The organism is Tabrizicola flagellatus (genome assembly GCF_046295235.1).
Taxonomy (GTDB): Bacteria; Pseudomonadota; Alphaproteobacteria; order Rhodobacterales; family Rhodobacteraceae; genus Tabrizicola; species Tabrizicola flagellata_A.
This window is the reverse complement of sequence record NZ_JBKBLV010000003.1, coordinates 1-23,741: the sequence shown is the minus strand read 5'-3', so window position 1 is coordinate 23,741 and position 23,741 is coordinate 1. Positions and strand designations below refer to the sequence as shown.

Annotated in this window: 29 protein-coding genes and 1 tRNA gene; 17 read left to right on the top strand and 13 right to left on the bottom strand. The window is 68.6% G+C overall.

The window, feature by feature from the left end:
* The first annotated feature begins 56 nt into the window (after positions 1-56).
* Positions 57-404 carry a YciI family protein gene (locus tag ACK4IU_RS01675; RefSeq protein WP_409730985.1) on the top strand — a complete coding sequence of 116 codons (348 nt, stop codon included), beginning with the start codon at positions 57-59 and terminating at the stop codon, positions 402-404.
* A complete protein-coding gene (locus ACK4IU_RS01670; RefSeq protein ID WP_409730983.1) occupies positions 404-1,612 on the top strand; it encodes an RNA polymerase sigma factor in 1,209 nt (402 codons plus the stop codon). Before ACK4IU_RS01675 ends, ACK4IU_RS01670 begins: the two co-directional genes overlap by 1 nt.
* 169 nt (positions 1,613-1,781) lie before the next feature.
* Here the strand turns inward: ACK4IU_RS01670 and ACK4IU_RS01665 are convergent, their stop codons facing one another.
* On the bottom strand, positions 1,782-2,687 hold the full coding sequence (locus ACK4IU_RS01665; protein WP_409730982.1) for a LysR family transcriptional regulator: 906 nt from the start codon (positions 2,685-2,687) through the stop codon (positions 1,782-1,784).
* A 187-nt stretch (positions 2,688-2,874) separates the two neighbouring features.
* On the opposite strand from ACK4IU_RS01665, the gene murI reads away from it, so the two are divergent.
* Together murI and ACK4IU_RS01655 are read left to right on the top strand one after the other, a co-directional pair.
* On the top strand, positions 2,875-3,687 hold the full coding sequence (gene murI / locus ACK4IU_RS01660; RefSeq protein ID WP_409730980.1) for a glutamate racemase: 813 nt from the start codon (positions 2,875-2,877) through the stop codon (positions 3,685-3,687).
* The gene (locus tag ACK4IU_RS01655; protein WP_409730979.1) at positions 3,687-4,427 is read left to right on the top strand and encodes a DUF1684 domain-containing protein; all 741 of its coding nucleotides are present in this window, start codon (positions 3,687-3,689) and stop codon (positions 4,425-4,427) included. The genes murI and ACK4IU_RS01655 overlap by 1 nt, the downstream gene beginning before the upstream one ends.
* A 100-nt stretch (positions 4,428-4,527) precedes the next feature.
* Here the strand turns inward: ACK4IU_RS01655 and ACK4IU_RS01650 are convergent, their stop codons facing one another.
* Positions 4,528-5,307, bottom strand: coding sequence for a formate/nitrite transporter family protein (locus tag ACK4IU_RS01650; protein WP_409730977.1), 780 nt, complete (start codon positions 5,305-5,307; stop codon positions 4,528-4,530).
* 162 nt (positions 5,308-5,469) lie between these two features.
* Positions 5,470-6,036, bottom strand: coding sequence for an elongation factor P (gene efp / locus ACK4IU_RS01645; protein WP_409730975.1), 567 nt, complete (start codon positions 6,034-6,036; stop codon positions 5,470-5,472).
* A gap of 88 nt (positions 6,037-6,124) precedes the next feature.
* Here efp and epmA point away from each other — a divergent pair, with 88 nt between their 5' ends.
* The 11 genes from epmA (at position 6,125) to ACK4IU_RS01590 (ending at position 15,750) form a co-directional block, all read left to right on the top strand.
* The gene (epmA, locus tag ACK4IU_RS01640; RefSeq protein ID WP_409730974.1) at positions 6,125-7,165 is read left to right on the top strand and encodes an EF-P lysine aminoacylase EpmA; all 1,041 of its coding nucleotides are present in this window, start codon (positions 6,125-6,127) and stop codon (positions 7,163-7,165) included.
* Positions 7,166-7,482: 317 nt separating this feature from the next.
* Positions 7,483-8,511, top strand: a complete 1,029-nt coding sequence (gene argC, locus ACK4IU_RS01635) for an N-acetyl-gamma-glutamyl-phosphate reductase (RefSeq protein WP_409730972.1) — start codon at positions 7,483-7,485, stop codon at positions 8,509-8,511.
* Positions 8,512-8,627: 116 nt separating this feature from the next.
* Complete coding sequence (gene ccmE, locus ACK4IU_RS01630; protein ID WP_409731172.1) at positions 8,628-9,083, top strand: cytochrome c maturation protein CcmE; 456 nt, start codon at positions 8,628-8,630, stop codon at positions 9,081-9,083.
* A gap of 69 nt (positions 9,084-9,152) precedes the next feature.
* Positions 9,153-9,764, top strand: coding sequence for a holin-associated N-acetylmuramidase (locus ACK4IU_RS01625; RefSeq protein ID WP_409730970.1), 612 nt, complete (start codon positions 9,153-9,155; stop codon positions 9,762-9,764).
* Positions 9,755-10,231, top strand: coding sequence for a holin family protein (locus ACK4IU_RS01620; protein ID WP_409730968.1), 477 nt, complete (start codon positions 9,755-9,757; stop codon positions 10,229-10,231). The genes ACK4IU_RS01625 and ACK4IU_RS01620 overlap by 10 nt, the downstream gene beginning before the upstream one ends.
* 69 nt (positions 10,232-10,300) lie before the next feature.
* Positions 10,301-12,043 carry an arginine--tRNA ligase gene (gene argS / locus ACK4IU_RS01615; RefSeq protein ID WP_409730966.1) on the top strand — a complete coding sequence of 581 codons (1,743 nt, stop codon included), beginning with the start codon at positions 10,301-10,303 and terminating at the stop codon, positions 12,041-12,043.
* Positions 12,044-12,115: 72 nt separating this feature from the next.
* Positions 12,116-13,117, top strand: coding sequence for an SPOR domain-containing protein (locus ACK4IU_RS01610; RefSeq protein WP_409730964.1), 1,002 nt, complete (start codon positions 12,116-12,118; stop codon positions 13,115-13,117).
* A complete protein-coding gene (locus ACK4IU_RS01605; RefSeq protein ID WP_409730962.1) occupies positions 13,114-14,109 on the top strand; it encodes a glycoside hydrolase family 3 N-terminal domain-containing protein in 996 nt (331 codons plus the stop codon). Before ACK4IU_RS01610 ends, ACK4IU_RS01605 begins: the two co-directional genes overlap by 4 nt.
* Entirely contained in the window at positions 14,102-14,893 is a 792-nt protein-coding gene (locus ACK4IU_RS01600; RefSeq protein WP_409730961.1) for a segregation and condensation protein A, read from the top strand. The genes ACK4IU_RS01605 and ACK4IU_RS01600 overlap by 8 nt, the downstream gene beginning before the upstream one ends.
* On the top strand, positions 14,893-15,537 hold the full coding sequence (gene scpB, locus ACK4IU_RS01595; RefSeq protein ID WP_409731170.1) for an SMC-Scp complex subunit ScpB: 645 nt from the start codon (positions 14,893-14,895) through the stop codon (positions 15,535-15,537). Before ACK4IU_RS01600 ends, scpB begins: the two co-directional genes overlap by 1 nt.
* Positions 15,538-15,549: 12 nt before the next feature.
* Positions 15,550-15,750: a hypothetical protein gene (locus ACK4IU_RS01590; RefSeq protein WP_409730959.1), complete on the top strand. Its 201-nt coding sequence runs from the start codon at positions 15,550-15,552 to the stop codon at positions 15,748-15,750.
* Between the two features lie 22 nt (positions 15,751-15,772).
* Here the strand turns inward: ACK4IU_RS01590 and ACK4IU_RS01585 are convergent, their stop codons facing one another.
* From ACK4IU_RS01585 to ACK4IU_RS01550, 8 genes are all read right to left on the bottom strand, one after another.
* Positions 15,773-16,852: a 2'-deoxycytidine 5'-triphosphate deaminase gene (locus tag ACK4IU_RS01585; RefSeq protein ID WP_409730957.1), complete on the bottom strand. Its 1,080-nt coding sequence runs from the start codon at positions 16,850-16,852 to the stop codon at positions 15,773-15,775.
* Positions 16,853-16,919: 67 nt separating this feature from the next.
* Positions 16,920-16,997 (bottom strand) — tRNA-Pro (locus ACK4IU_RS01580).
* A gap of 60 nt (positions 16,998-17,057) precedes the next feature.
* Positions 17,058-17,732, bottom strand: a complete 675-nt coding sequence (locus ACK4IU_RS01575; protein WP_409730955.1) for a MerR family transcriptional regulator — start codon at positions 17,730-17,732, stop codon at positions 17,058-17,060.
* Between the two features lie 14 nt (positions 17,733-17,746).
* Complete coding sequence (gene ihfA, locus ACK4IU_RS01570; RefSeq protein ID WP_409730954.1) at positions 17,747-18,049, bottom strand: integration host factor subunit alpha; 303 nt, start codon at positions 18,047-18,049, stop codon at positions 17,747-17,749.
* 89 nt (positions 18,050-18,138) lie between these two features.
* Positions 18,139-19,110, bottom strand: a complete 972-nt coding sequence (locus ACK4IU_RS01565) for a beta-ketoacyl-ACP synthase III (protein WP_409730952.1) — start codon at positions 19,108-19,110, stop codon at positions 18,139-18,141.
* Positions 19,107-20,243, bottom strand: a complete 1,137-nt coding sequence (gene plsX / locus ACK4IU_RS01560) for a phosphate acyltransferase PlsX (protein ID WP_409730950.1) — start codon at positions 20,241-20,243, stop codon at positions 19,107-19,109. Before plsX ends, ACK4IU_RS01565 begins: the two co-directional genes overlap by 4 nt.
* Positions 20,244-20,267: 24 nt before the next feature.
* Complete coding sequence (gene rpmF, locus ACK4IU_RS01555; RefSeq protein WP_128516887.1) at positions 20,268-20,474, bottom strand: 50S ribosomal protein L32; 207 nt, start codon at positions 20,472-20,474, stop codon at positions 20,268-20,270.
* A 188-nt stretch (positions 20,475-20,662) separates the two neighbouring features.
* The gene (locus ACK4IU_RS01550) at positions 20,663-21,235 is read right to left on the bottom strand and encodes a YceD family protein (RefSeq protein WP_409730948.1); all 573 of its coding nucleotides are present in this window, start codon (positions 21,233-21,235) and stop codon (positions 20,663-20,665) included.
* 145 nt (positions 21,236-21,380) lie between these two features.
* Between ACK4IU_RS01550 and ACK4IU_RS01545 the strand changes: the two genes are divergently transcribed.
* Positions 21,381-21,878 (top strand): outer membrane protein assembly factor BamE, encoded by a 498-nt coding sequence (locus tag ACK4IU_RS01545; RefSeq protein WP_409730946.1) that lies wholly within the window; start codon positions 21,381-21,383, stop codon positions 21,876-21,878.
* Between the two features lie 27 nt (positions 21,879-21,905).
* On the opposite strand, the gene msrB is transcribed toward ACK4IU_RS01545, so the two are convergent.
* A complete protein-coding gene (gene msrB, locus ACK4IU_RS01540) occupies positions 21,906-22,298 on the bottom strand; it encodes a peptide-methionine (R)-S-oxide reductase MsrB (protein WP_409730944.1) in 393 nt (130 codons plus the stop codon).
* A 53-nt stretch (positions 22,299-22,351) separates the two neighbouring features.
* On the opposite strand from msrB, the gene ACK4IU_RS01535 reads away from it, so the two are divergent.
* Positions 22,352-23,074 (top strand): GNAT family N-acyltransferase, encoded by a 723-nt coding sequence (locus ACK4IU_RS01535; RefSeq protein WP_409730942.1) that lies wholly within the window; start codon positions 22,352-22,354, stop codon positions 23,072-23,074.
* 88 nt (positions 23,075-23,162) lie between these two features.
* Here ACK4IU_RS01535 and ACK4IU_RS01530 read toward each other — a convergent pair.
* The coding region (locus ACK4IU_RS01530) for a DUF4157 domain-containing protein (RefSeq protein ID WP_409730940.1) at positions 23,163-23,741 on the bottom strand (579 nt) is incomplete at its 5' end.

Sequence of the window (23,741 nt, the reverse complement as noted above, 5' to 3'; positions counted from 1 at the left end):
TGGTCTAGGATTGCGCGGCAATCCCGCCGCGTGACCGACAGACTAAAGGATCGCCGATGAAATACCTTCTGACGCTTTACGCCGCGCCCGGGGCCGAGCCCGCCCCCGGCACGCCGGAATTCGACGCCATGATGGGCGAATACATGACGCTTGGGTCCGGGATCCCCGGCATCGCCACCTTTCTGTCCGGCGAAGGGCTGCAACCCGTCGAGACCGCCACCACGCTGCGCAAGCGCGCCGGAAAGGTCGAGACGATGGACGGCCCCTTTGCCGAGACCCGCGAACACCTCGGCGGCTTCTACCTGATCGAGGCCCCTGATCTTGACGCCGCGCTGCGCTTTGCCGAGCTGATTCCGGCCGCCCGCTACGGCTCGGTCGAGGTGCGCCCGGTGATGAACTACTGATGTCGCCACAGGCCCTCCTGGCAAGGGTCCTGCAACGGAACCGGGGGCGGCTTCTGGCCGCCCTCATCGCGCGCACCGGCGACTTTCAGCGCGCCGAGGATGCGCTGCAGGATGCCGCCGCTGCGGCGCTGGTGCATTGGGGCAGGGCGGGGCTTCCGGCCAGTCCGACGGGCTGGCTGCTGCGGGCCGCCCTGCGCAAGGCCATCGACGGCTACCGCCGCGATGCGACCCTTGCCCGCCACCGCGCCACCCTTGCCGTCCTGGCCGCCGAAGAAGCCGCGGACCCCGACCCCCAGACCATCCCCGACGACCGCCTGCGCCTGATCTTCACCTGCTGCCACCCCGCGCTGGAGGAAAAGACCCGCGTTGCCCTGACGTTGCGCAGCCTTTGCGGCCTGACCACCCCGCAGGTCGCGGCCGTCTTTCTGGACGCCGAACCGACGATGGGCCAGCGCCTGTCGCGCGCCAGGGCCAAGATCGCCGCCGCGCGTATCCCCTTTGCCATCCCGGGGCCAGAGGATCTGCCCGCCCGGCTGAACTCGGTCCTGACCGTCGTCTACCTCATCTTCACCGCGGGCTACGCCCAGGGTCCGCAAGCTGGCCTGGACCTCTGCGCAGAGGCGATCTTACTCGCGAGGCTTCTGCTAAATCTCGCGCCGGACCAGCCCGAAGTCGAAGGCTGCCTCGCGCTCCTTCTTCTGACGCAGGCGCGTGCCGGGGCGCGCGTGTCGCCGGAAGGTGTCACTCTGCCGCCCGCCGCGCAGGATCGCAGGCTCTGGGACCGCGCGATGCTTGAGGAAGGGACGGCGCTTCTTGACCGCGCCATCGCACGGCGGTCCCCCGGGCCGTTCCAGATCAAGGCCGCCATCGCCGCGCTGCACGCGGGCGACACTCCCGACTGGCCGCAGATCGCGGCCCTCTACGGGCGCCTTCTCGACCACGAGCCGACCGCCATCATCCGCCTGAACCACGCCGTCGCCATCGCCGAGGCCGGGCGCCCGGATGTGTCATTGCAGATCCTCGATGCGATTGCGGCAGAGCTGATCGACTACCAACCCTTCCACGCCGCCCGGGCCGAGGTCCTGTCCCGCACCGGCCAGACCGGCCTGGCGCGCGGGGCCTATGCCCAGGCCATTGCCCGGGCCGCTTCGCCCGCCGACCGCGCCTTCCTGCAGGCGCGGCTCGACGCCCTCGACGCGACGCGATAAAAAAAAGGCCGAGCTTGCGCCCGGCCAAGTCCAACAGGGAGGTACGAAGGGGCAAGAGCCAAGCTCATCGCCGCTTCGAGAGTTCAGATAGTGCCGCATGCTTGCGCAAACAAGTCCGGAATGCCCGACGTTTGGGCAAGGCCGCTATGCAGATGCTGCATGGCAGCAATCAGGCTGCGGCATCCTCGGACTGGCGGCGGCGGAAGGCCATGATCTCTTCGGTCACGAAGTCGCGGAAGGCGGCCACGCGCTTGGAATGGCGCAGTTCCTCGGGATAGGCCAGGAACACCGGCACCTCGGCGCTTTGCACGTCCGGCAGGACGCGGACAAGGTTCGGGAAATCCTCGGTCAGGTAATCGGGCAGGACCCCGATCCCCAGGTGGTTCAAGACCGCCTGCAACACCCCGAAATAGTTGTTCACCGTCAGGGTGGAGGGGATGTCATGCGTCATCAGGTCCGCCACCAGAAGCGCCCCTGCCGCCACCTGGGGTGTGCCGGCATGTTGCGAGATCAGACGGTGGCTGCTGAAATCGTCCATCGTCTCGGGCGTGCCATGTGCCGCCAGATATTCCGGAGTGGCGAACAGCTGCATGCGGATCTGCATCAGCCGCTTGCGGATCAGGTCGGCCTGGCTCGGCTCCTTCATGCGGATCGCCACATCCGCCTCGCGCATCGGCAGGTCAAGGACGCGCTCTTCCAGCATCAGGTCGATCTTCAGGGCCGGATACTTTTCGTAAAGCCGCGCCAGCCGGGGTGCCAGCCACAGCGTGCCGAAGCCGGTGGTCGTGGTGACGCGCAACTCGCCGAAGACCTCGTCCTCGCTGTCGCGGATCCGCGCCGCCGTCGCATCCAGACGCCGCACCATCTGCTGGGTCGCATCGAACAGAAGTTCCCCCTGTTCGGTCAGGATCAGCCCCCGGGCGTGGCGGTGGAAGAGCGTCACCGACAGGCTTTCCTCCAGCGCCCGGATCTGGCGGCTGACGGCGGATTGCGACAGGTGCAGCACCTCGCCGGCATGGGTCAGGCTGCCCTTTTCCGCGACCGCGTGAAAGATCCTCAGCTTGTCCCAGTCCATCCGAATTCTCCAAAATCCACTCGAACCCTAGCACGACCCGTCGCAGATAGGGAATCGCCCACGGATGTAAAGCCCGCTTGTCCCCATCTTGACGGCTTTGCTTTGGTCTTTCGCCCTGCCACGGTCCATCTTATGATTTCGGAAAGGGCAGGCGCGGCACGATCGCGCGCAAGGGAAAGCGGCAGGCATGGCAGTTGGCGTATTCGATTCGGGCCTTGGCGGGTTGACTGTTCTTGATGCCTTGACAAAGCGCCTACCCGAGGTGCCCTTTGTCTATTTCGGAGACAATGCCCATGCGCCCTATGGGGTGCGCACCGCCGATGACATCTTCAACCTGACCTGTGCCGCGACCGAACGCCTCTGGGCCGAGGGCTGCGACCTGGTGATCCTGGCCTGCAACACCGCCTCGGCCGCCGCGCTGAAACGGATGCAGGAAACCTGGGTGCCCCCGGACAAGCGCGTGCTCGGCGTCTTCGTGCCGCTGATCGAGGCGCTGACCGAACGGCAATGGGGCGACAACTCGCCCCCGCGCGAGGTCGCGGTGAAGCATGTGGCCCTCTTCGCCACCCCTGCCACGGTGGCAAGCCGCGCCTTCCAGCGCGAGCTTGCCTTCCGCGCCATCGGCGTCGATGTCGAGGCCCAGCCCTGCGGCGGTGTGGTGGACGCGATCGAGCAGGGCGACGAGATCCTGGCCGAGGCGCTGGTGCGCTCCCATGTCGAGGCGCTGAAGCGCCGGATGCCCGCACCCGAGGCGGCGATCCTGGGCTGCACGCATTATCCCCTGATGGAGAAGGCCTTCCAGGATGCGCTGGGGCCGGGGGTGAAGGTCTATTCCCAGGCCAATCTGGTGGCAGAAAGCCTCGCCGACTACCTGACCCGCCGCCCGCAGTTCCTCGGCACCGGCACCCGGTCCAGGTTCCTGACCACCGGCGATCCGGCCTATGTCTCGAACAAGGCCACCCAGTTCCTGCGCCGCAAGATCATCTTCGAGGCGGCCTGATGCTGCCGCTGGCCGCCTGGCGGGCGGAGCGGCTTGCCGCCCTGACCGCGCCGGACGGCTGGCTGAACCTGGTCGCCCGGATCGAGCTTGCCCCCGGCCGCCACCTGGTCGGGGCGGCGCAGGGGCTGCGGCTTCCCTCCGGCCCCGACCTCCTCGGCACGCTCTACCTGACCGAGGCGGGCGCCAGCTTTGCCCGGCCGGGACAGGCGCCGCAGCCCTTCCTGCCGGTCCCCGATGCCTTTCCGCAGCTGCGCGTGGATCCATTCCTGCTGGAAATCCATACGGTTGACGGCGTTCCGGCGCTGCGGGTGCGCGATCTGACGCTGGCGCCGCAGGTCGCGCTGCGCCACTACCCCGAGGATCCGGCCTGGACGATCCGGGCCGAGTGGCAAAGCCTGGCCCCGCAGGCTGCCGAGGTGGCGATGAAGGACGGCTCGACCGCCGCCGTGACCATCACGCACCGGGCGACCTTCCGGCACATGGGGCAGACCATCACCCTGATGCCGACGCACTGGAAGGTGGGCAAGCCGATGTTCGTCTTCCGGGACGCGACGGCGGGCGAGACCTACCCGGCCTGCCGCTTCCTCTTCGGCGAGGATCCATCCGGGACCGAGATCACCCTCGACTTCAACCGTGCCATATCGCCGCCCTGCGCCTTCACCGATTTCGCGATCTGCCCCCTGCCGCCGCCCGGCAACATCCTGCCGTTCCGCATCGAGGCCGGGGAACTCGCGCCGTGAGATCGTAGGGTGCGCGACAGCGCACCGTCCGGCGCGCCCATCCCTGGCAGCCTCCGTTGCCTCGCGCGGGAGTGGTAGGGGGGCGATCCGCCCACCGCCCTCACGCCCGCATTGCGCCGTAGGCAAAGCGGTAGGCCAGCGCCACGCCGCCCGCGCCGCCGACCACATTGCCCAGGCTGACCCACAGAAGGTTTCCCAGAATCCCGGCCGGCGCGGCCTCGGACCCCGCCCAGACGCCCGCCGGAAACAGGAACATGTTCGCCACCGAATGTTCCAGCCCCAGCGCCACGAAGGCGGTGACCGGCCAGAGGACCCCCAGGATCTTGTCCGTGGCCGTGCGCGCAGCGAAACTCAGCCAGACCGCGAGGCAGACCAGCGCATTGCACAGCGCGCCGCGAACAAAAGCTTCCAGCGGGGGCAGGGCGGCCTTCGCCGTCGCCGCCTTGGCCGCCGTGGCGCCCATCGGTCCGTCCAGAAGGCCCGTCAGCCCGAAGGCCAGCGCCAACCCTGCTGCGCCGACCAGGTTGCCGACATAGACGATGCCCCAGTTGCGCATGAGGGCTCCGGGGGTGATCCGGCGGTCCACCGCCGCCATCACCATCAGCGCGTTGCCGGTGAAGAGTTCCGCCCCGCCCACGACGACCAGGATCAGCCCCAGCGCGAAGACCGCGCCGCCCAGCACCCGGTGCGGCCCGAAGCCGGGGTCGGCGCCCGCCATGGCCACGCACCAGAAGGCCGCGCCAAAGCCGATGAAGGCCCCGGCCAGAAGCGCAAGCGTGGCCATCCGGTGCAGGGGCAGCGCGGCCTTGGCCACGCCTGCCGTCTCGATCAGCGCCGCGATCTCGGCCGGTCTGTAGGCGTCATGGCTGTCGCTGGGCATCCCAAACCTCTCTTTCGGGTGCCACAATAGCCGCTTGCGGCCCCCGGAAAAGCGAAAAGGCATGCCCCGCGGCATGCCTTTCCAAACCTTTGCAATTCCCTAACGTCCGCGGCCAAGCTGCTGACAATGCATCGAAACCGCAGATTTTCCACCGTGGACAGATCAGTCCTTCGCCCGCTCGACGTAAGAGTCGTCGTCGGTGTTGATGACGATCCGCGTGCCCGGCCCGATATGGGGGGGCACCATGACCCGAAGCCCGTTCGAGGTCATCGCGGGCTTGTAGCTGGACGAGGCGGTCTGCCCCTTGGTGACCGGCTCGGTCTCGACGATCTCGACGGTGATCTTCTGCGGCACCTCGATGGCGATCGGCACGCCCTCGAAGGTCTTGAGGTAGCAGCGCATGCCTTCCTGCAGGTAGGGCTTGTTGCCGCCCATCACGTCCTCGGTCACGACGACCTGTTCGTAGGTGTTCGGCTCCATGAAGTGGAAGCCCTCGCTGTCCTCGTACAGGTAGTCGTACTCGCGCTCGTCCACCGTGGCCTTTTCGACCATCTCGGTGGTCCGCCAGCGTTCCGAGACCTTCACCCCGTCCGAGATCCGGCGCATGTCCACGCTGGTCGTGGGGGTGCCCTTGCCGGGGTGGAAGTTCGAGGCGGTCAGGACGACATAGAGCTTGCCGTCCATCTCGACGACGTTGCCCTTGCGGAGCGAGGAGGCGATGACTTTCAAAGGTCGGGTCCTTGTTATATCGGGGGCGCGGTCCCTGAAGGACCCGCATCTGCCCGCGCCCCTAACCGATCCCAACCGGAATTTCCAGATGAATCCCGCATCCGCCTGGTGGAACCCCTCTCGCCACGCCGACCGCCGCCCGGTCCTGACGACCCGCAACCGGATCCAGGCCGCGATCCGGGGCTGGCTGGCGGCGGAAGGGTTCACCGAGGTGGACCCGGCCGCGCTGGCGATCTCCCCGGGGAACGAGGCGCACCTGCACGGCTTTTCCACGCAGGCCATCGGCAACGACGGGGTGGGGCGGAGGATGTACCTTCACACCTCGCCCGAGTTCGCGATGAAGAAGCTTCTCGCGGCGGGGGAGACCCGGATTCATGCCTTCTCCCACGTCTGGCGGAACCGCGAGCGGGGGGCGCTGCACAGCCCGGAGTTCACGATGCTGGAATGGTATCGGGTGGGCGAGGGCTACGAGGTCCTGATGGCTGACACGATGGCCTTCCTGCGGCTGGCCGCGCGCGAGGCGGGGGCGCCGGTGCTGCGGTTCCGGGACCGGGTCTGCGATCCGTTTCCGGACCCGGAGCGGCTGTCGGTGGCCGAGGCCTTCGCCACCCATGCCGGGGTGGATCTGATGGCCTCGATCCGGGCGGACGGGACCACGGATGCCGGAGCCCTCGGCCAGGAACTGGACCGGATCGGGCTGCGGCGAGCCTCGGACGATACCTGGTCGGACATGCTGAGCCGGGTCCTTTCGGAGAAGGTGGAGCCGAAGCTGGGGCAGGGGCGGGTGACTATCCTGGACCGGTATCCCTCGGCAGAGGCTGCCCTGGCAAGGAAGGTGCCGGGGGATGCACGGGTGGCGGAACGGTTCGAGGTCTATGCCTGCGGGGTGGAGCTGGCGAACGGGTTCGGCGAGCTGACCGACCCGGGCGAGCAGCGGCGGCGGTTCGAGGCCGAGATGGCCGAGAAGGCGCGGGTCTATGGGGAGAGCTATCCCCTGGACGAGGATTTCCTGGCGGCGCTGGAGGGGATGCCCGCAGCCGCCGGGATCGCGATGGGGTTCGACCGGGTGGTGATGCTGGCCACCGGCGCCCCTCGGATCGATGACGTGATGTGGACCCCGGTGCCGTGATCTGTCCACGGTGGACATTTTCCGATTTCAATTCTGAATCAGAAGGATGGCCGCGGACGTAAACCATCTGGAAAGGATGTTCGGCGGCGGCCCCCCACCCCCGGCCCCTCCCCACGAAGGGGGAGGGGAGGCGCTGGCTGCAAGGAGGGCGCGAAAGGGGTCGGCCTTGCCTCGTCTCCTCCGTTGCATGCCTCCGGCGGGAGTATTTCAGAAAAGGGCAAGCCACAGGCCGGAATTGTGCCGGTGACATTCGGCGGTCTTGCATTGAGGGCGCAAGGGGCGCAAAGAAGGCGCGTTTCTTCTGCGGGAGCCGCGCCATGACCCATCGCATCGCCATCCTCGGGGCCTCGGGCTATACGGGCGCGGAACTGGTGCGCCTGATCGCGACGCATCCCGCCATGCGCATCGTCGCGCTGTCGGCAGACCGCAAGGCGGGGATGAGCATGGCGGAGGTGTTTCCGTTCCTGCGGCATCTGGACCTGCCCCGGTTGCAGAAGATCGACGAGATCGACTTTTCCGGGGTCGATCTGTGCTTCTGCGCGCTACCGCATGCAACGACGCAGGAGGTGATCGCGAAACTGCCGAAGACCCTGCGGATCGTGGACCTGTCGGCGGACTTCCGGCTGCGCGATCCGGCGGAATACGAGAAGTGGTATGGCCAGCCGCATGCGGCGGTGGAGATCCAGAAGGAAGCGGTCTATGGCCTGACCGAGTTCTACCGCGACGAGATCAGGTCCGCGCGGCTGGTGGCGGGCACGGGCTGCAACGCGGCGACCGGGCAATTCGCGCTGCGGCCCCTGATCGCGGCGGGCTGCATCGACCTGGACGACATCCTGATCGACCTGAAGGCAGGCGTCTCGGGGGCGGGTCGCAGCCTGAAGGAGAACCTGCTTCACGCGGAATTGTCCGGCGGCACCCACACCTATTCGGCGGGCGGCAAGCACCGGCACCTGGGCGAGTTCGACCAGGAATTCTCGAAGGTCGCGGGGCGGCCCGTGCGGGTGCAGTTCACGCCGCACCTTCTGCCGATGAACCGGGGGATCCTGGCGACGGTCTATGTGAAGGGCGATGCGAAGACCGTGCATCAGGTACTTGAAAAGGCGTATGAAAACGAGCCTTTCCTTGAGGTCCTGCCCTTCGGGTCGCTGCCCTCGACCCGTGACATCGCGGGGTCGAACTTCTGCCATCTGGGGGTGATCGGCGACCGGATCCCGGGGCGCGCGGTGGTGGTCTCGGTCCTGGACAACCTGACCAAGGGGTCCTCGGGGCAGGCGATCCAGAACGCGAACCTGATGCTGGGGCTGCCCGAGACCGAAGGTCTGATGCTGGCGCCGGTCTTCCCCTGAGCCCCGTTTTTCCCGTAGGACTTGACGCGCATCAAGGTATGCCCACCTTGGGCTTGGCATGGGCCGGAGAACGGCAAGGGGCGCGGGTAATGAGCGAGAAGAAGGAATTCCGGGGTCTGAAGGGGCTGAAGAAGCAGCGGCGCGTCCAGATCGTCGCGTTGGCGGCGGTGGCGCTGATTGGTGCGACCGGGCTTGTCGGCTATGCCATGCGCGACGGGATCAACTTCTTTCGCTCGCCCACGCAGGTTCTGGAGGCGCCGCCCGGCCCGGGCGAGACCTTCAGGATCGGTGGGCTGGTGGTCGAGGGTTCGATCCAGCGCGGGCAGGGCACCGAGGTTTCCTTTGCCGTCACCGATACCAATGCGACAGTGCCGGTGCGCTACAATGGCATTCTGCCGGACCTCTTTGCCGAAGGGCAGGGGATGGTCGCGCTGGGGCGGATGGAGGGCGACACCTTCGTTGCGACCGAAGTGCTGGCCAAGCATGACGAGACCTACATGCCGAAGGAAGTGGTCGATGCGCTGAAGGAGCAAGGCGTCTACGTCGACCCGAACGCCAAGCCCGAAAGCTGAGCGCGCGCTGCCGAAGGGCGGCGTTAACGGCGGTTTGCCAGGCTTCCCTCGGGTTGAGCGGGGGTGCCGATGCCGGATGTTCGTCAGATTGCCGAAGAGATCGTGGGCCGCGAGGGCGGTTTCGTGAACGACCCGGACGATCCAGGCGGGGCCACCAACTATGGTGTCACCATCGGGACGCTGCGGCGTCTGGGGATCGATGTGAACCGCGACACGCGGATCGATGTGGCCGACGTGAGGGCGCTGACCCGCAAGCAGGCGGTCGAGATCTATCTGGAGCATTACTACAGGCGCCCGGGGATCGCGGCCTTGCCGGAGGCGATCCAGGCGTCGGTCTTCGACATGTATGTCAATGCGGGCGGCAATGCGGTGAAGATCCTGCAGCGCCTGCTGACCGACATGGGGTTCCCCTGCGATCCGGACGGGACGATTGGGCCGCAGACGATCCGGGCGGCGCAGATGGCGTATGAGGCGGCTCCGACCCATCTGGCGGATGCCTATGCGATTGCGCGGCGGAACTACTATTACGCCCTGGCCGACGCCCGCCCGGCGAGCCGGAAATTCGCGCGGCGCAAGGATGGCGGGAAGGGCGGCTGGATCGTGCGGGCCGAGGAGTTCATGGCGCCGAAATACCGGCTGACCGAGGCGCAACACCGGGCACGGGTGGCCAAATGGGGGTGATCGGCAAGCTGGTGGGCGCGCCCGGGGCGGTGACGGCGCTGGGGGAGGCGGCGAAGGGGGTGGCAGAGGTCTTCGTGCCCAGTGCCACCAAGCGGATGGAATATTCGGCCGAGGCGCAGATGGCGGCCCTGCGCCAGCTGGGGGAGGAATACCAGCACCCCGCGCTGTCCTGGTTCGACCGGATGGTGAACGGGCTGAACCGGCTGCCGCGGCCGTTCCTTGCCTTCGGGACCATCGGTCTGTTCGTCTATGCGATGGTCGATCCGCAGGCCTTCGCCTTCCGCATGGTGGGGCTGAACGCGGTGCCCGAACCCTTGTGGTGGCTTCTCGGGGCGATCGTCGCCTTCTACTTCGGCGCGCGGGAGACGCATTACTTCCGCAACCGGGCGGTGGTGTCGCCCTATGCGGCGGAGGCGGGGGCCGCACCCGAGGAGAACGCGGCGCTGGAGGATTGGCGGCGGGGGTGATCCTGCCGCCGATCCTTGACCTCTGATCGGGCCTCTGGCATGGCCTTGGGTATCAGAGGATGTGATCAAATGAACCTGTTCGCCGATATCCGTGAGCTTGTGGTGGCCGAGTTGCAGGCGCTGATGGCGTCGGGCGTGCTGCCTTCGGGGCTGGACCTGTCGCAGGTCGCGGTGGAGCCGCCGCGCGACGCGGGGCATGGCGAGATGGCGACAAATGCGGCGATGGTGCTGGCCAAGCCTGCCGGGATGCAGCCCCGCGCGATTGCCGATGCGCTGGCGGTGAGGCTGATGGAGGACCCCCGGATCGCCGGGGCCGATGTGGCGGGACCGGGATTCCTGAACCTGCGGCTCGAGCCCGCGGCCTGGCAGGGGCTGGTGCGCGAGGTGCTGGTCAAGGGGACGGATTTCGGGCGGTCGGCGATGGGCGGGGGCCGCAAGGTCAACGTCGAGTTCGTCAGCGCCAACCCCACAGGGCCGATGCATGTGGCCCATGCGCGCGGCGCGGTGGTGGGCGACGCTCTGGCCTCTCTGCTGGACTTCGCGGGCTATGCGGTCACGCGGGAGTATTACATCAACGACGGGGGCGGGCAGGTCGATGTGCTGGCCCGGTCGGCCTATGAACGCTACCGCGAGGCGCATGGGCTGAGCCCCGAGATCGCCGAGGGCCTCTATCCCGGCGACTACCTGATCCCGGTCGGCGAGGCGCTGAAGGCCATGCACGGCGACCGGCTGCTGGACCAGCCGGAAAGCGAATGGCTGGAAGAGGTGCGGACCTTCGCCACCGACATGATGATGGCGATGATCCGGCACGACCTTGCGGCGCTTGGAGTCACGATGGACGTCTATTCCAGCGAGAAGGCGCTTTACGGCACCGGCCAGATCGAGGCGGCCATCGAACGCCTGCGCGGCCTCGGGCTGATCTACCAGGGCGTGCTGGAGCCGCCGAAGGGCAAGGCGCCCGAGGACTGGGAGCCGCGCGAGCAGACGTTGTTCCGGTCCACCGCCTTCGGCGACGACCAGGACCGGCCGGTGCAGAAATCGGACGGCTCATGGACCTATTTTGCCCCCGACATCGCCTATCACTACAACAAGGTGCAGCGCGGTTTCGACGAGCTGATCAACATCTTCGGCGCGGACCATTCGGGCTATGTCAAGCGGCTGAAGGCCGTGGTCAGCGCGCTGTCGGAGAACCGGGTCAACCTGGACATCAAGCTGATCCAGCTGGTCAAGCTGCTGAAGGGCGGCCAGGTCGTCAAGATGTCGAAGCGCGCCGGGACCTTCGTCACGCTGCGCGACCTGATCGACGAAGTGGGGCCGGATGTCGTCCGCTTCGTCATGCTGACCCGCAAGAACGACGTGCCGCTGGACTTCGACTTCGACAAGGTGACCGAACAGTCGAAGGACAACCCGGTCTTCTACGTCCAGTATGCCAATGCCCGGGTGAACTCGATCCTGCGCAAGGCACGCGACGCGGGGCTGGATGTGAGCGATGCCTCGCTTTCGTCGGCGCATCTGGCGCATCTCGGCCACGAGGCCGAGCTTGAGGTCATCCGCAAGCTGGGAGAATGGCCGCGGCTGGTGGAAATCGCCGCCAAGGGGCACGAGCCGCACCGGGTGGCCTTCTACCTCTACGAGCTCGCCTCGGACTTCCACGGGCTGTGGAACAAGGGCAATGACGACGACAGCTTGCGGTTCATCCAGGAGGATACCGCAATTTCTGCGGCGAAAATCGCCCTAGCCCGGGCCGTGGGCGTTGTTATTTGCGCAGGCCTTGGTATCCTTGGCGTCACTCCGGTCGAGGAAATGCGCTGAGGACAGGCGCCCGGGCCGGCGATAGGCGCGAGTGCAGGGACGGATCAACCGTCCCGCAGGCAGGGGCAGCAGATGGCGGACGCGGATTATGACTTCGGCGGCGGCTTCTCACATGACGAGGCCGTGGCGCCGCGTGGGCTGCGCGATCCCGACCTCGCCGTGCGCCTGCAAAGGCTTGTCAACATCGGCGGAGCCGTAACCTCGCTGGCCCTGGTCATCGGGCTGGGCGTCTGGGGCTATCGGCTTGCGGTGCGGGATGTGAACGGCGTCCCGGTGATCCAGGCTCTGGAAGGGCCGATGCGCGTCGCCCCGGCCGACCCCGGCGGGGCCATCGCCGATCACCAGGGGCTTGCGGTGAACGAACTGGCGGAGACCGGGGCCGCCTCGCCCCCGCCCGAAAGGCTGGTGCTGGCGCCGCGTCCGATGGACCTGCAACCCGAGGATACCGCCGGACTCGCTGGGATGCTGACCCCCGGCCTGACCGAGGCATCGGCACCGACCGGCGGCGCTGCCGGCAACCGGGACCTGGCGCTGGCCGCCGTGCCGCCGACCGAAAGCGCCGATCCGACCGAAATCGCCATCGACGCAGCCCTGGCCGAGGCCCTGGGCGAGATCCCGGATGCCGCACTCTACGATCCGTCGGCGGACAACGCGCCGGACCTGGAAGAGATCGACCTGGCCGGCGAACCGGTGCCGGAGGGGGGGATGGCGGTCTCGATCCGGCCCCGGGCGCGACCCGTGGCGCGGGTCGCGGCACCCGCTGCATCCACTGCCGCTGCCGCGTTGCCCGCGGCGAACGAGGTCGATCCGGCGTCGATCGCGCCCGGCACGCGGCTGGTGCAGTTCGGCACCTTCGACACCGCCGACGAGGCGCGCGCGGCCTGGGCACAGTTGCAGGTGCGGTTCGGGGAACTGATGGCTGGCAAGGGGATGGTCGTCCAGCCGGCTGAAAGCGGCGGGCGGACCTTCTACCGGCTGCGTGGCCACGGCTTCGACGGCGAGGACGATGCACGCCGCTTCTGCTCGGCCTTCGTCTCGGAAGGCGCGACCTGCATTCCGGTTCCGCACAAATGAGCGTCGGGACGGGCGCCGCGATCTTCGGCTGTGCCGGGCCTGTGCTTCTGCCGGACGAACGCCGGTTCTTCCGCGACGCCGATCCCTTCGGCTTCATCCTATTTGCCCGCAATGTCGAGGATCCCGCCCAGCTGCGCCGCCTGAGCCATGACCTGCGCGAGGCCGTGGGGCGCGAGGCCCCGGTCCTGGTCGATCAGGAGGGCGGACGCGTGCAACGGCTGCGTGCGCCGCACTGGCGGGAATGGACGCCGCCGCTCGACACGGTAGAGGCCGCCGGGTCGGTCGCGGCGGCCGAGCGGCAGATGCGCCTGCGCGCCATGGTGATCGCGGCGGAACTGGCGGCGGTGGGGATCGACGCCGATTGCATCCCGACGCTGGACGTGGCGCGGCCCGAGACGCACCCCTTCCTTCTGAACCGCTGCTATGGCCGCGACCCGGAAACGGTGGCGCGGATCGGGCGCGCGGTGGCCGAGGGGCTGCTGGCGGGCGGCGTGCTGCCGGTGATGAAGCACATGCCGGGCCATGGTCTGAGCCATGTGGACACGCACCACGACCTGCCCACGGTCACCGTGTCGCGGGACGAGTTGCAGGCTGTCGATTTCGCGCCGTTCCGGGCGCTGGCCGACCTGCCGATGGCGATGACCGCCCATCTGGTCTTTGCCGCGATCGACCCCGACCGCCCGGCGACGCAATCGCCCGCGGTGATCCGGGCGATCCGCGAGGAGATCGGGTTCCGGGGCCTCTTGATGTCGGACGACCTGAACATGCAGGCCCTGTCGGGAACGCTCGCCGAGCGCACGGCGCGGACCATTGCGGCGGGGGTGGACATCGCGCTGCACTGCAAGGGCGACCTCGCCGAGATGGTCGCGGTGGCGGGGGCGGCCGGAACCATGGGCCCCGAGACCCGCGCCCGAGCCGAGGCGGCGATCGCGGCGCGACGGGTGGGGCAGGTGGATGTGAAGGCGGCGCTGGCCGAGCTGGCGCATGGCTGAGGCGGAAGACTGGGATCAGCCCGAGCGCCTCGCGCCCGAGGACCGGCTGGCGGCCGAGGCGCTGATCGTCGATGTCGATGGCTTCGAGGGGCCGCTGGACCTGCTGCTGACGCTGAGCCGCACGCAGAAGGTGGACCTGCGGAAGATCTCGGTGCTGAAACTGGCCGAGCAGTATCTGGGCTTCGTCGAACGCGCCCGCAGCCTGCGGATCGAGCTGGCGGCGGATTATCTGGTGATGGCGGCCTGGCTGGCCTTCCTGAAGTCGCGCCTCCTGTTGCCGCCGGAACCGGGCGACGAGGGGCCAAGCGCCGAGGATCTGGCGGCGCATCTGGCTTTCCAGCTGGAACGCTTGCAGGCGATGCGCGACGCGGCGGCGCGGCTGATGGGGCGCGACCAGCTGGGGCGCGACTTCTTCGCCCGCGGCGTGCCCGAGGACATGACGCATCATCGCAAGGTGGTCTGGACCGCCTCGCTGCTGGATCTGATGCGCGCCTATGCGCGGATCCGCACGAAGGACGAGTTCCGCCCCTTCGTCATGGATCGCGAACATGTGTTCACGATGGAACAGGCGCTGGAGCGGATGCGCGGGCTGATCGGCTATGCCGGGGACTGGGCCACGCTGGTCAGCTTCCTGCCCGAGGGCTGGGATGTGAGTCCCATGGCCCGCCGCTCGGCGCTGGCGGCGCATTTCGCGGCGGTGCTGGAACTGGCCAAACGGGGCCAGATCAGCCTGCGCCAGGGCGAGACCTTCGCGCCCATCGAGTTGCGGTTGAAGGACGGATGATGCGCGAGGAGCACGAGGACGAAGGCAGCCTGTTCGACGCGCCCCCCATGGGCGAGCAGGAGCGGATGGTCGAGGCCATCCTCTTCGCCAGCGCCGAGCCGGTTTCGGTGGCCGAACTGGTGGCGCGGATGCCGCATGGCTCGGACCCGGCCGAGGCGCTGGTGCATCTGCGCAAACGCTACGAGGGGCGGGGGGTGCATCTGGTGCGGGTGGGCGATGCCTGGGCCTTCCGCACCGCACCGGACCTGGGGTTCCTGATGCGGCGCGAGACGGTCGAGACGCGGAAACTGTCGCGCGCGGCGATCGAGACGCTGGCGATCATCGCCTACCACCAGCCGGTGACGCGCGCCGAAATCGAGGAAATCCGTGGCGTTGCCGTGAGCCGGGGCACGATTGACCAGCTTCTGGAGCTGGACTGGATCCGCCTCGGCCGGCGCCGGATGACGCCGGGGCGGCCGGTCACCTTCGTGGTGACGGAAACCTTCCTCGACCATTTCGGCCTCGAATCCGCCCGCGACCTGCCGGGGCTGAAGGAATTGCGGGCGGCTGGCCTGCTGGACAACCGCCCCGCGCCCGGGCAGGCTTTGGCATCTGACGACGAGGACGAGGCCGCGACCGGGCAGAGCGAGCTGTTCGAAGACTGAACAGAGGTCAGGATGGACCTGAACGGGCTCTGGAACAGGCTGACCCGGATGCTGTTCCGCAGCGCGATGGATGCAGGCCTCGACCACATCGCGCGCAGGGGCAAGCCCGAGGCCGAGATGACGCCCGAAGAGCGGCAGCAGGCGAAACAGGCGCGCGATCTTGCGGCACGGGCGCGGAAGTTCCAGAACATCGCGCGCCGGCTGTGGCGCTAGCGGCGCCGAGCCTCCGGCCCGGTCAACCCGACCGGAACTGCTTGGCGAGTTTCAGGCCCTGACCCTGGTAATTCGAGGCGATGCCCGCGCCGTATAGCGTCTCGGGCCGTTCGGCCATGCGTTCATAGACCAGCCGGCCCACCACCTGCCCGTGCTCCAGGACGAAGGGCGCCTCGTGGCAGCGCACCTCCAGCACCCCGCGCGAGCCTGCGCCGCCCGCGGCGGCATGGCCGAAGCCGGGGTCGAAGAAGCCCGCATAATGCACCCGGAATTCGCCGACCATGGCGAGGTAGGGCGCCATCTCGGCGGCGTAGTCGGGCGGAATCGTCACCGCCTCGCGGCTGACGAGGATGTAGAAGGCGCCGGGGTCGAGGATGATGCGGCCGTCGGTCGTATGCAGTTCTTCCCAGAAGTCCTGCGCCGGGTAATGGCCGATGCGGTCGAGATCGACGACCCCGGTATGCGGCTTGGCGCGGTAGCCGACCAGCGTGCCCGTGGCGGGCTTCAGATCGACCGAAAAGCCGAGGCCCTCGGATATCACCGCCTCGCCCGTCACCAGCGGGTCGGTGGCATGGAGCGCGGCAAGGTCCGCGTCCGACAGCACCGCCTGACCCTGGCGGAAGCGGATCTGGTTCAGCCGCTGGCCCTCGCGCACCAGGACCGAAAAGCTGCGCGGGCAGACCTCGGCATAGAGGGGGCCGGTGTAGCCCTCGGGGATGCGGTCGAATTCGCTGCCGCCATCGGTGATCGTGCGGGTCAGGAGGTCGAGACGGCCCGAGGAGCTTTTCGCGTTGGCGACGGCGGTCACGCCCGGGGGCAGGGCCAGACGCTCGGCGAGCGGGATGACATAGACGCAGTTCTTTTCCAGCACCGCGCCCTCGACAAGGTTCACCCGGTGCATGGTGAATTCCTCCAGCCGGTCCTGCACCCTGCGGCCGTGGCCGGCGAGGAACGAGGCCCGCACCCGGTAGGCCACCGAGCCAAGCCGCAGGTCGAGGCTGGCGGGCTGGATCTGGTCGTCGCGGATCGCAGGGGCGGCGGACAGCGCGCCTTCGGCGATCAGCCGGCGCAGGGTCTGGGCGGGCAGCACACCGGATGTCATGTCGCCCTCCCGCAGGCCGGATGTGAAACCGCCCGCGCTGCCGGAGGGCAGGCGGGCGGGTTTTCGATGGTCGGGCCGGAGAGATTCGAACTCTCGACCTCCCGCCCCCCAGACGGACGCGCTAACCAGGCTGCGCTACGGCCCGACACGGGGGGATACATACCGGTATTCCGGGCCGGTGCAAGCGGGAAAGCGCATGAGGGGCTCAGTCGCTGCCACCTTCGGCGCGGGCGGCGAGCCGGTCACGCAAGGCGCGCAGCCGCTGCGCGATGCCGGCGATCTCGGGCGTGCGGGGGCGCAGGGCGCCGGGCGGCAAGGCCCTGATCAGGCTGGCGAATGTCACGTCGTCGCGCCGGGTGGGCTTGCGCGGCGCGGCGGGTGCGGCGGGGGCTGCCGTGGCCGTGCCGAAGGCGGGCGGCGCGTCGAAGAGCGGCAGGCCGGTCTGCACGGGGGCGGCCGGGGCGGCGGATGGTGCGGCGGGCGGGGCCTGTGGCGCACTGACCTGTGCCTCGGGCTCGCTGTCCTCCTCGACGGCGATGAAGCCGGCTTCGGGCACGGGTTCGGGCGCGGGCGGGGCAGGGGTCAGGGCCAGGTCGTCCAGTGTCACGCTGTCGTCGGTCAGCCCGGCGACCTGGCGCACGCCATGGTCGCGCAGGATCTTCTGCACGCCGCGAATCGTCAGCCCTTCGTCGTGCAGAAGCCGCTTGATCCCGGTCAGCAGCGCCACGTCCGAAGGCCGGTAGTAGCGCCTCCCGCCCGCGCGCTTGACCGGCTTGATCTGCGGAAAGCGGCTTTCCCAGAAACGCAGCACATGCGCGGGCGTGTCGAGATGTTCGGCCACCTCGCTGATGGTGCGGAAGGCCTCGGGCGACTTGTCCACGCCTCAGGCCCCTTTCAGCGCTTCTTTCCGGCCGCCACGCGGTCCTTCATGAGGTGCGAGGGGCGGAAGGTCAGGACGCGGCGGGGGGAAATCGGGACCTCCTCGCCGGTCTTGGGGTTGCGGCCGATGCGGGCGGTCTTGGAGCGGACCGAGAAGGTGCCGAAGGACGAGATCTTCACCGTCTCGCCTGCGGCGAGCGCGTCGGACATGTGCTGAAGCACGGATTCGACCAGCTGTGCGGATTCGTTGCGGCTGAGACCGACTTCGCGAAAGACGGCTTCGCTGAGGTCCATCCGGGTCAGTGTCTTCTCGCTCATCTCATCCCCCCACGTCTTTGTCGCATGAGGATGCGGCGGATGGATTTCCGAGTCAATATCAACCACTTGTGGCGCGTGCTTAAAGGCGCCTACCAGCGCAGCACCACCGAGCCCCAGGCGAGACCGCCGCCGATCGCCTCCATCACCAGAAGATCGCCGGGCTTGATCTGGCCCCGCGCCTTGCCGACCGAGAGCGCCAGCGGGATCGAGGCGGCCGAGGTGTTGCCGTGGTCCTGCACGGTGACGACGACCCGGTCCATCGGCACCTGCATGCGCTTGGCCGTGCCCTCGATGATGCGGATATTGGCCTGGTGGGGAACGATCCAGTCCACATCGGCGCTGGTCAGCCCGGCCTTGTCGAGCGCGGCATGGGCGGTTTCAGCCAGTTTTTCAATGGCATGGCGGAAGACTTCCCTGCCTTCCATCACCAGGTGCCCGGTCGTGCCGGTCGAGGTGCCGCCATCGACATAGAGGATGTCCTTGTAGCGCCCGTCCGAGTGCAGGTCGGTGGCCAGCACGCCGCGGTCGGCGGTGGTGCCGGTGCCCTCGCTGGCCTCGACCACGACCGCCCCCGCCCCGTCGCCGAACAGGACGCAGGTGCCCCGGTCCTGCCAGTTCATCAGGCGCGAGAAGGTCTCGGCCCCGATGACGAGGACGCAGCTGGCCTGGCCCGAGACGATGAGCGCGTTGGCATTGGCCATGGCATAGACGAATCCGGCGCAGACGGCCTGGATGTCGTAGGCGAAGCCGCGGGTGATCCCCAGCGCCGCCTGGACCATGGTCGCCACCGAGGGGAAGGTGAGGTCGGGGGTCGAGGTGGCGACGACGATCGCGTCCACCCGGTCGGCACTGATGCCGGCATCGGCCAGCGCGGCGGTCGCGGCGCGGGTGGCGAGGTCGCTGGTCATCTGCCCGTCAGCCGCAAAATGGCGCCGTTCGATCCCGGAGCGGGTGCGGATCCATTCGTCCGAGGTATCGACGATGGCCTCGAATTCGGAATTCGGGACGACACGTTCGGGCAGGTAATGCCCGACGCCCCTGACTGCGGCGCGTATCGTCATTCGGTCGGATTGCCTCCGGTCGCTGGCCCCGCGGCGTCGCGGTCGGCCTCCTCACGGGCGGCATCCTGCCCCGCGGCTTCGGCGGATGCAACCCGCGCGGCGAGCCGTTCGAGGAAACGCACCTGTGCCAGCTGGTAGGCCAATCCGATGGCGGCGGAGATCCCGGTCGCATCGGCGGACCCGTGCGACTTGACCACGGTGCCGTTCAGGCCGAGGAACACGCCCCCGTTCACCCGGCGCGGGTCGATGCGCATCTGGAGCCGCCGGAAGGCGCCCGAGGCGAGCACCGCGCCCAGCTTGGCCATCAAGGTCGAGGTCAGCGTCTGGCGCAGGAGGTCGCCAACCAGCCGCGCCGTGCCCTCGATCGCCTTCAGCGCCACGTTGCCGGTGAAGCCGTCGGTGACGATCACGTCCACCCGGTCGGACAGGATGTCGGTGCCCTCGACGAAACCGATGTAGCTGAAACTGCCCGCTTCGGCGCTGCGGGCGAGAAGCGCTTGCGCCTCGTGCAGCTCGGCGCGGCCCTTGTGATCCTCGGTGCCGACGTTGAGGAGGCCCACCCGCGGCTTGACGATGGCAAGGCCGTTGCGGGCATAGGAGGCGCCCATGAAGGCGTATTGCAGCAGGTCCGCCGGGTCGGCCTTCACGTCCGCCCCCATGTCCAGCATCACGTTCATCTTGCCCGGGGTGGGGGTAGGAAAGAGGCTGGCGATAGCCGGTCGGTTCAGGCCGGGCAGCTTGCGCAGCCGCAGCATCGACACCGCCATCAGCGCGCCCGTGTTGCCGCAGGAAACCGCCGCCGCCGCCTCGCCATCCTTCACCGCGTCGATGGTGGCGAACATCGAGGTGCCCTGGCCGTGGCGCATGACCTGGGCGGGCTTGTCCTCCATCTTCACCACGCGCTCGGCATGGCGGATGGTCACCCGGCCGGCAAGGCCGGGATGCCTGGCCACGAGCGGGCGCAGCGTCGTCTCGTCGCCGTGGAGGATCGCGTCGAGGCGGGGAAAGCTTCTGACTGAATCGGCAAGGCCGGCAACGACGGCTGCCGGCCCGCGATCGCCACCCATGGCGTCAACTGAAATGACGACGCGCTCGGTGGCCGGGGCAGACGCAGACTCGGGTCCGAGTGCCATCGGGTCACGCGCGCGTTGCGCGGCTTACGCCGCGTCTTCGTCCAGATCGACTTCCCGCGCCATCGAGACGACTTCGCGCGAATCGTAGTGGCCGCAGGCGCTGCACACATGGTGCGGGCGCTTCAGCTCGCCGCAGTTCGGGCATTCGTTCGGGTTCGCGGCAACCAGGGCGTCATGCGCACGGCGCATGTTGCGGCGGGATTTCGTGGTGCGGTTCTGCGGAACAGCCATGTCTCAACCTCGGGCAGTGGGGACATGCGCCCCGGATTTCCTTTGCGCATAAGCACCATCCGGCCGGATTCGGCAACAGGTGACGGATGCTGCTGCGCAGCTTGAACGAGGCGCGGAACATACTCGGATTTCGGGGCGGCGCAAGCCCCTTTTCGCAGCCCCGCAGCAACGGTTGCACGGGGGTCGGATCAACCTTCCTCCGGGCGCGGATCGCCCTTGGCCGCAAGCTTCGCGGCCAGGCCCTGCAGGCCCGCGAAGGGCTTCAGATCGGGGTCCGACAGGGGGGTGACACCGTCCTCGGCGTGCAGCGCCTGGCCGAATTCGGCGCCCGGCGCCCGGGGAAAAAGCGGCAGGGCCAGCGCCAGGGCCTCGGCCGCAATGTCGGACAGGTCGATCACCTCGGGCATCGGCTCGGTCGTGTCGTCCTCGGGCATCTCGACCTCGTCGCCCTCGGGCGTGGCGAGCCCCGCGACATAGCGGCGGCGGACGGGTTCGTCGATGACGGCGGGGACCGGGGCCAGGGTGATCCCGCAGGCCTGGTCGGCGCGGGCAGTCAGCCGCGCCTCGAGCACCAGTTCGTCGCGGCCCACCGGGCGGATCTCGCCCACGAGTTCCAGCGCGTGCAGCGCCAGCAGGTCGAGATCCTCGGCCAGCGCCGCCCGGGCCGGGGCATCGGGCAGAAAGCGGAAGCGGGTCGGCTTGCGAGGGCTGAGTGCGCCGGTGCGGAACCGGACGGGGGCGGCGGAGGCGGGATCGGACATCGCGGGGCCTTTCCGGCTGGGCCGGACCATCACGGGTGCGGCGTTCCATTCTTGAACTCGGGGCACTTAGTCTGTTATCCCGAACGCCAAGGGTTTTGAAGAACCCGCGTCGGGCACCGGCGTTGTTATGGGCATGAGGGCAGGGATGGCAGATTTCCGGTTGGCGCGGTCGGTCCTTGCGGCCTGCCACCTTGCGCGCAGGCAGGGGCTGGTCCTGGTCGTGGCGGCAATTGTCGCGGCGTGTTCGCCGATCTATCGCAACCACGGCTATGTGCCAGCCGAGGAAGACCTGGCGCAGATCGAGGTCGGCAAGGATACCCGCGAGACGGTTGGCCAGAAGATCGGACGCCCCTCGACCTCGGGCCTTCTCAACGATGTCGGCTGGTTTTATGTGCAGAGCCGTTACAAGACCGTAGGCCCGCGCGAACCGAAGGAGGTCGACCGCCAGGTTCTGGCGGTGACCTTCTCGGACAAGGGAGTGGTGGAGAACATCGCCCGCTACGGGCTGGAGGATGGCCGGGTGATCGAGTTGTCGCGCCGGGTGACGCAGACGAACGTCAAGAGCCGGACCTTCATCCAGCAGCTCCTGGGCAATTTCGGTCGGGTGCAGGCTGCCGACGTCTTCAGCCGTCGGGGACAGTGATCGTCGATCAGTGGCAGGGCCGGACTTTCAGTCCTCGGGCTCAAAGGTCAGCGCGACCCCGTTGATGCAGTAGCGCAGGCCGGTAGGCGCGGGGCCGTCCGGGAAAACATGGCCGAGATGCGCGTCGCAGCGGTTGCAGTGCACCTCGGTCCGGCGCATGAACCAACTGCGGTCTTCCTGTTCGCCCACCATCTCGGGGTCGATGGGGGCGTAGAAGCTGGGCCAGCCGGTGCCGCTGTCGAACTTGGTCGCCTGGTCGAACAGGGGCGCGCCGCAGCAGACGCAGCGGAAGGTGCCGGGGGTCTTCGGGAAATCGTCGTGGGTGAAGGCGCGTTCCGTGCCATGCTTGCGCGTGACCTTGTAGGCGAGGTCGGAAAGCTGGGCCTGCCATTCGGCGTCGGTCTTGACGATCTTGTCCATGCGGGTCTCCTTTGTCCGATCCATGTAATCCGCGAGGGGCCGGGAGAAAAGTCGTGGAGCCGATCCGGAAAGGCAAGTTGATCGCGCGGCTGGCCGGGGGGCGGGCCGACATGGCGCGGGTCATGGCCTTCCGGTCCACCGCCTTTCCGCGTGTCTCGGGCCGGGAGGAGGACGCGCAGGATGCGCTGTCGGCGCATGTCGTCGTCGAAGGCGAGGGCGGGATGCTGGCCTATTTCCGGGTGATGCTGTTCGGCTGGGGGGCGGGGCTCGCGCAGGGCTATGCGGCGCGGTTCTACGATGTGGGGCCGCTGTCGGGCTATGCGAAGCCCATCGCCGAGATGGGGCGGTTCTGCGTGGCGCCGGGGGGCGTGCATCCCGACGTGCTGCGGCTCGCGTGGGGGGCGATGACGCGGATCGTGGACGAGGGGCAGGCGGGGCTTCTGGTCGGCTGCACCTCGTTCCGGGGGGCGGACTGGACGCGGCACCGGGCGGGGCTGGCGCTGCTGGCGGCCGAGTTCGTGGGGCCGGTGGAGCATCTGCCCGGGCGGAAGGCCGAGGAGGTGGTGGCGCTGGCCGAGGCCGGGCCGGTTGGCGACAGGCGGGCGGCGCTGGCGGGGCTGCCGCCCCTCTTGCGGACCTATCTGGGGATGGGGGGCTGGGTCTCGGATCACGCGGTGGTGGACCGGGAGCTGGACACGCTGCATGTCTTCACCTGCGTCGAGGTGGACCGGGTGCCGGCCGCGCGGGCGGCAAGCCTGCGGGCGGTGGCGGGCTAGCTGTCCACGGTGGACAGGATTCTGGATCAAGCAAATTCAACGGGTTGCGCGCGGGCGTTCACCTGGCGTTAACACTTGCGCCGGCGGATCAGTTGCCGCCGAGCCGCGCCTTGACCTCGGCGCCGATGGCATAGGCCTCGGCCTCGACCGACTGGTGGTCGCGGACATAGGCCTGCGCAAATCCCATCAGGCCCCAGCGGCGGACCTGTTCGACGTGCTTCACCTCATGCGCCCAGAGGGCGATGTCGCTCTCGGCTTCCTTCGGGTCGGCGAAGACGATGGTGTCGATCAGGGTGACGGCATTGGCCTCGCCGTAGCGCATGGCGAGGGATTGCAGGGTCGAATCCTCGGCGATGCCGACACGGTACTCGATGCTGTCGAGGAGGTCGGCCGGATACCAGGCGAGGAGCGCCTGGCGGATGTGGGGCGGCATGGGCTGGGTCCCGGCTTCCCAGGCGGCATCGCGGGAGAAGACGAGGGCGTTGGCGAGAGACGCAGCGGCCATGTCGAGGCCGGTTTCGAGCGCCGCCCTGCCGGTCGCATCGAAGGGAAAGGTCAGGCCCTGCGCCCCGGCGGCGGGGGCGAGGAGGAGGGAGAGGGCGAGGGCGAGGCGGACCGGCATGGGCCGAGCGTGCCAAGGCAGGCCGCCGGGCGCAACCGGGGTGGG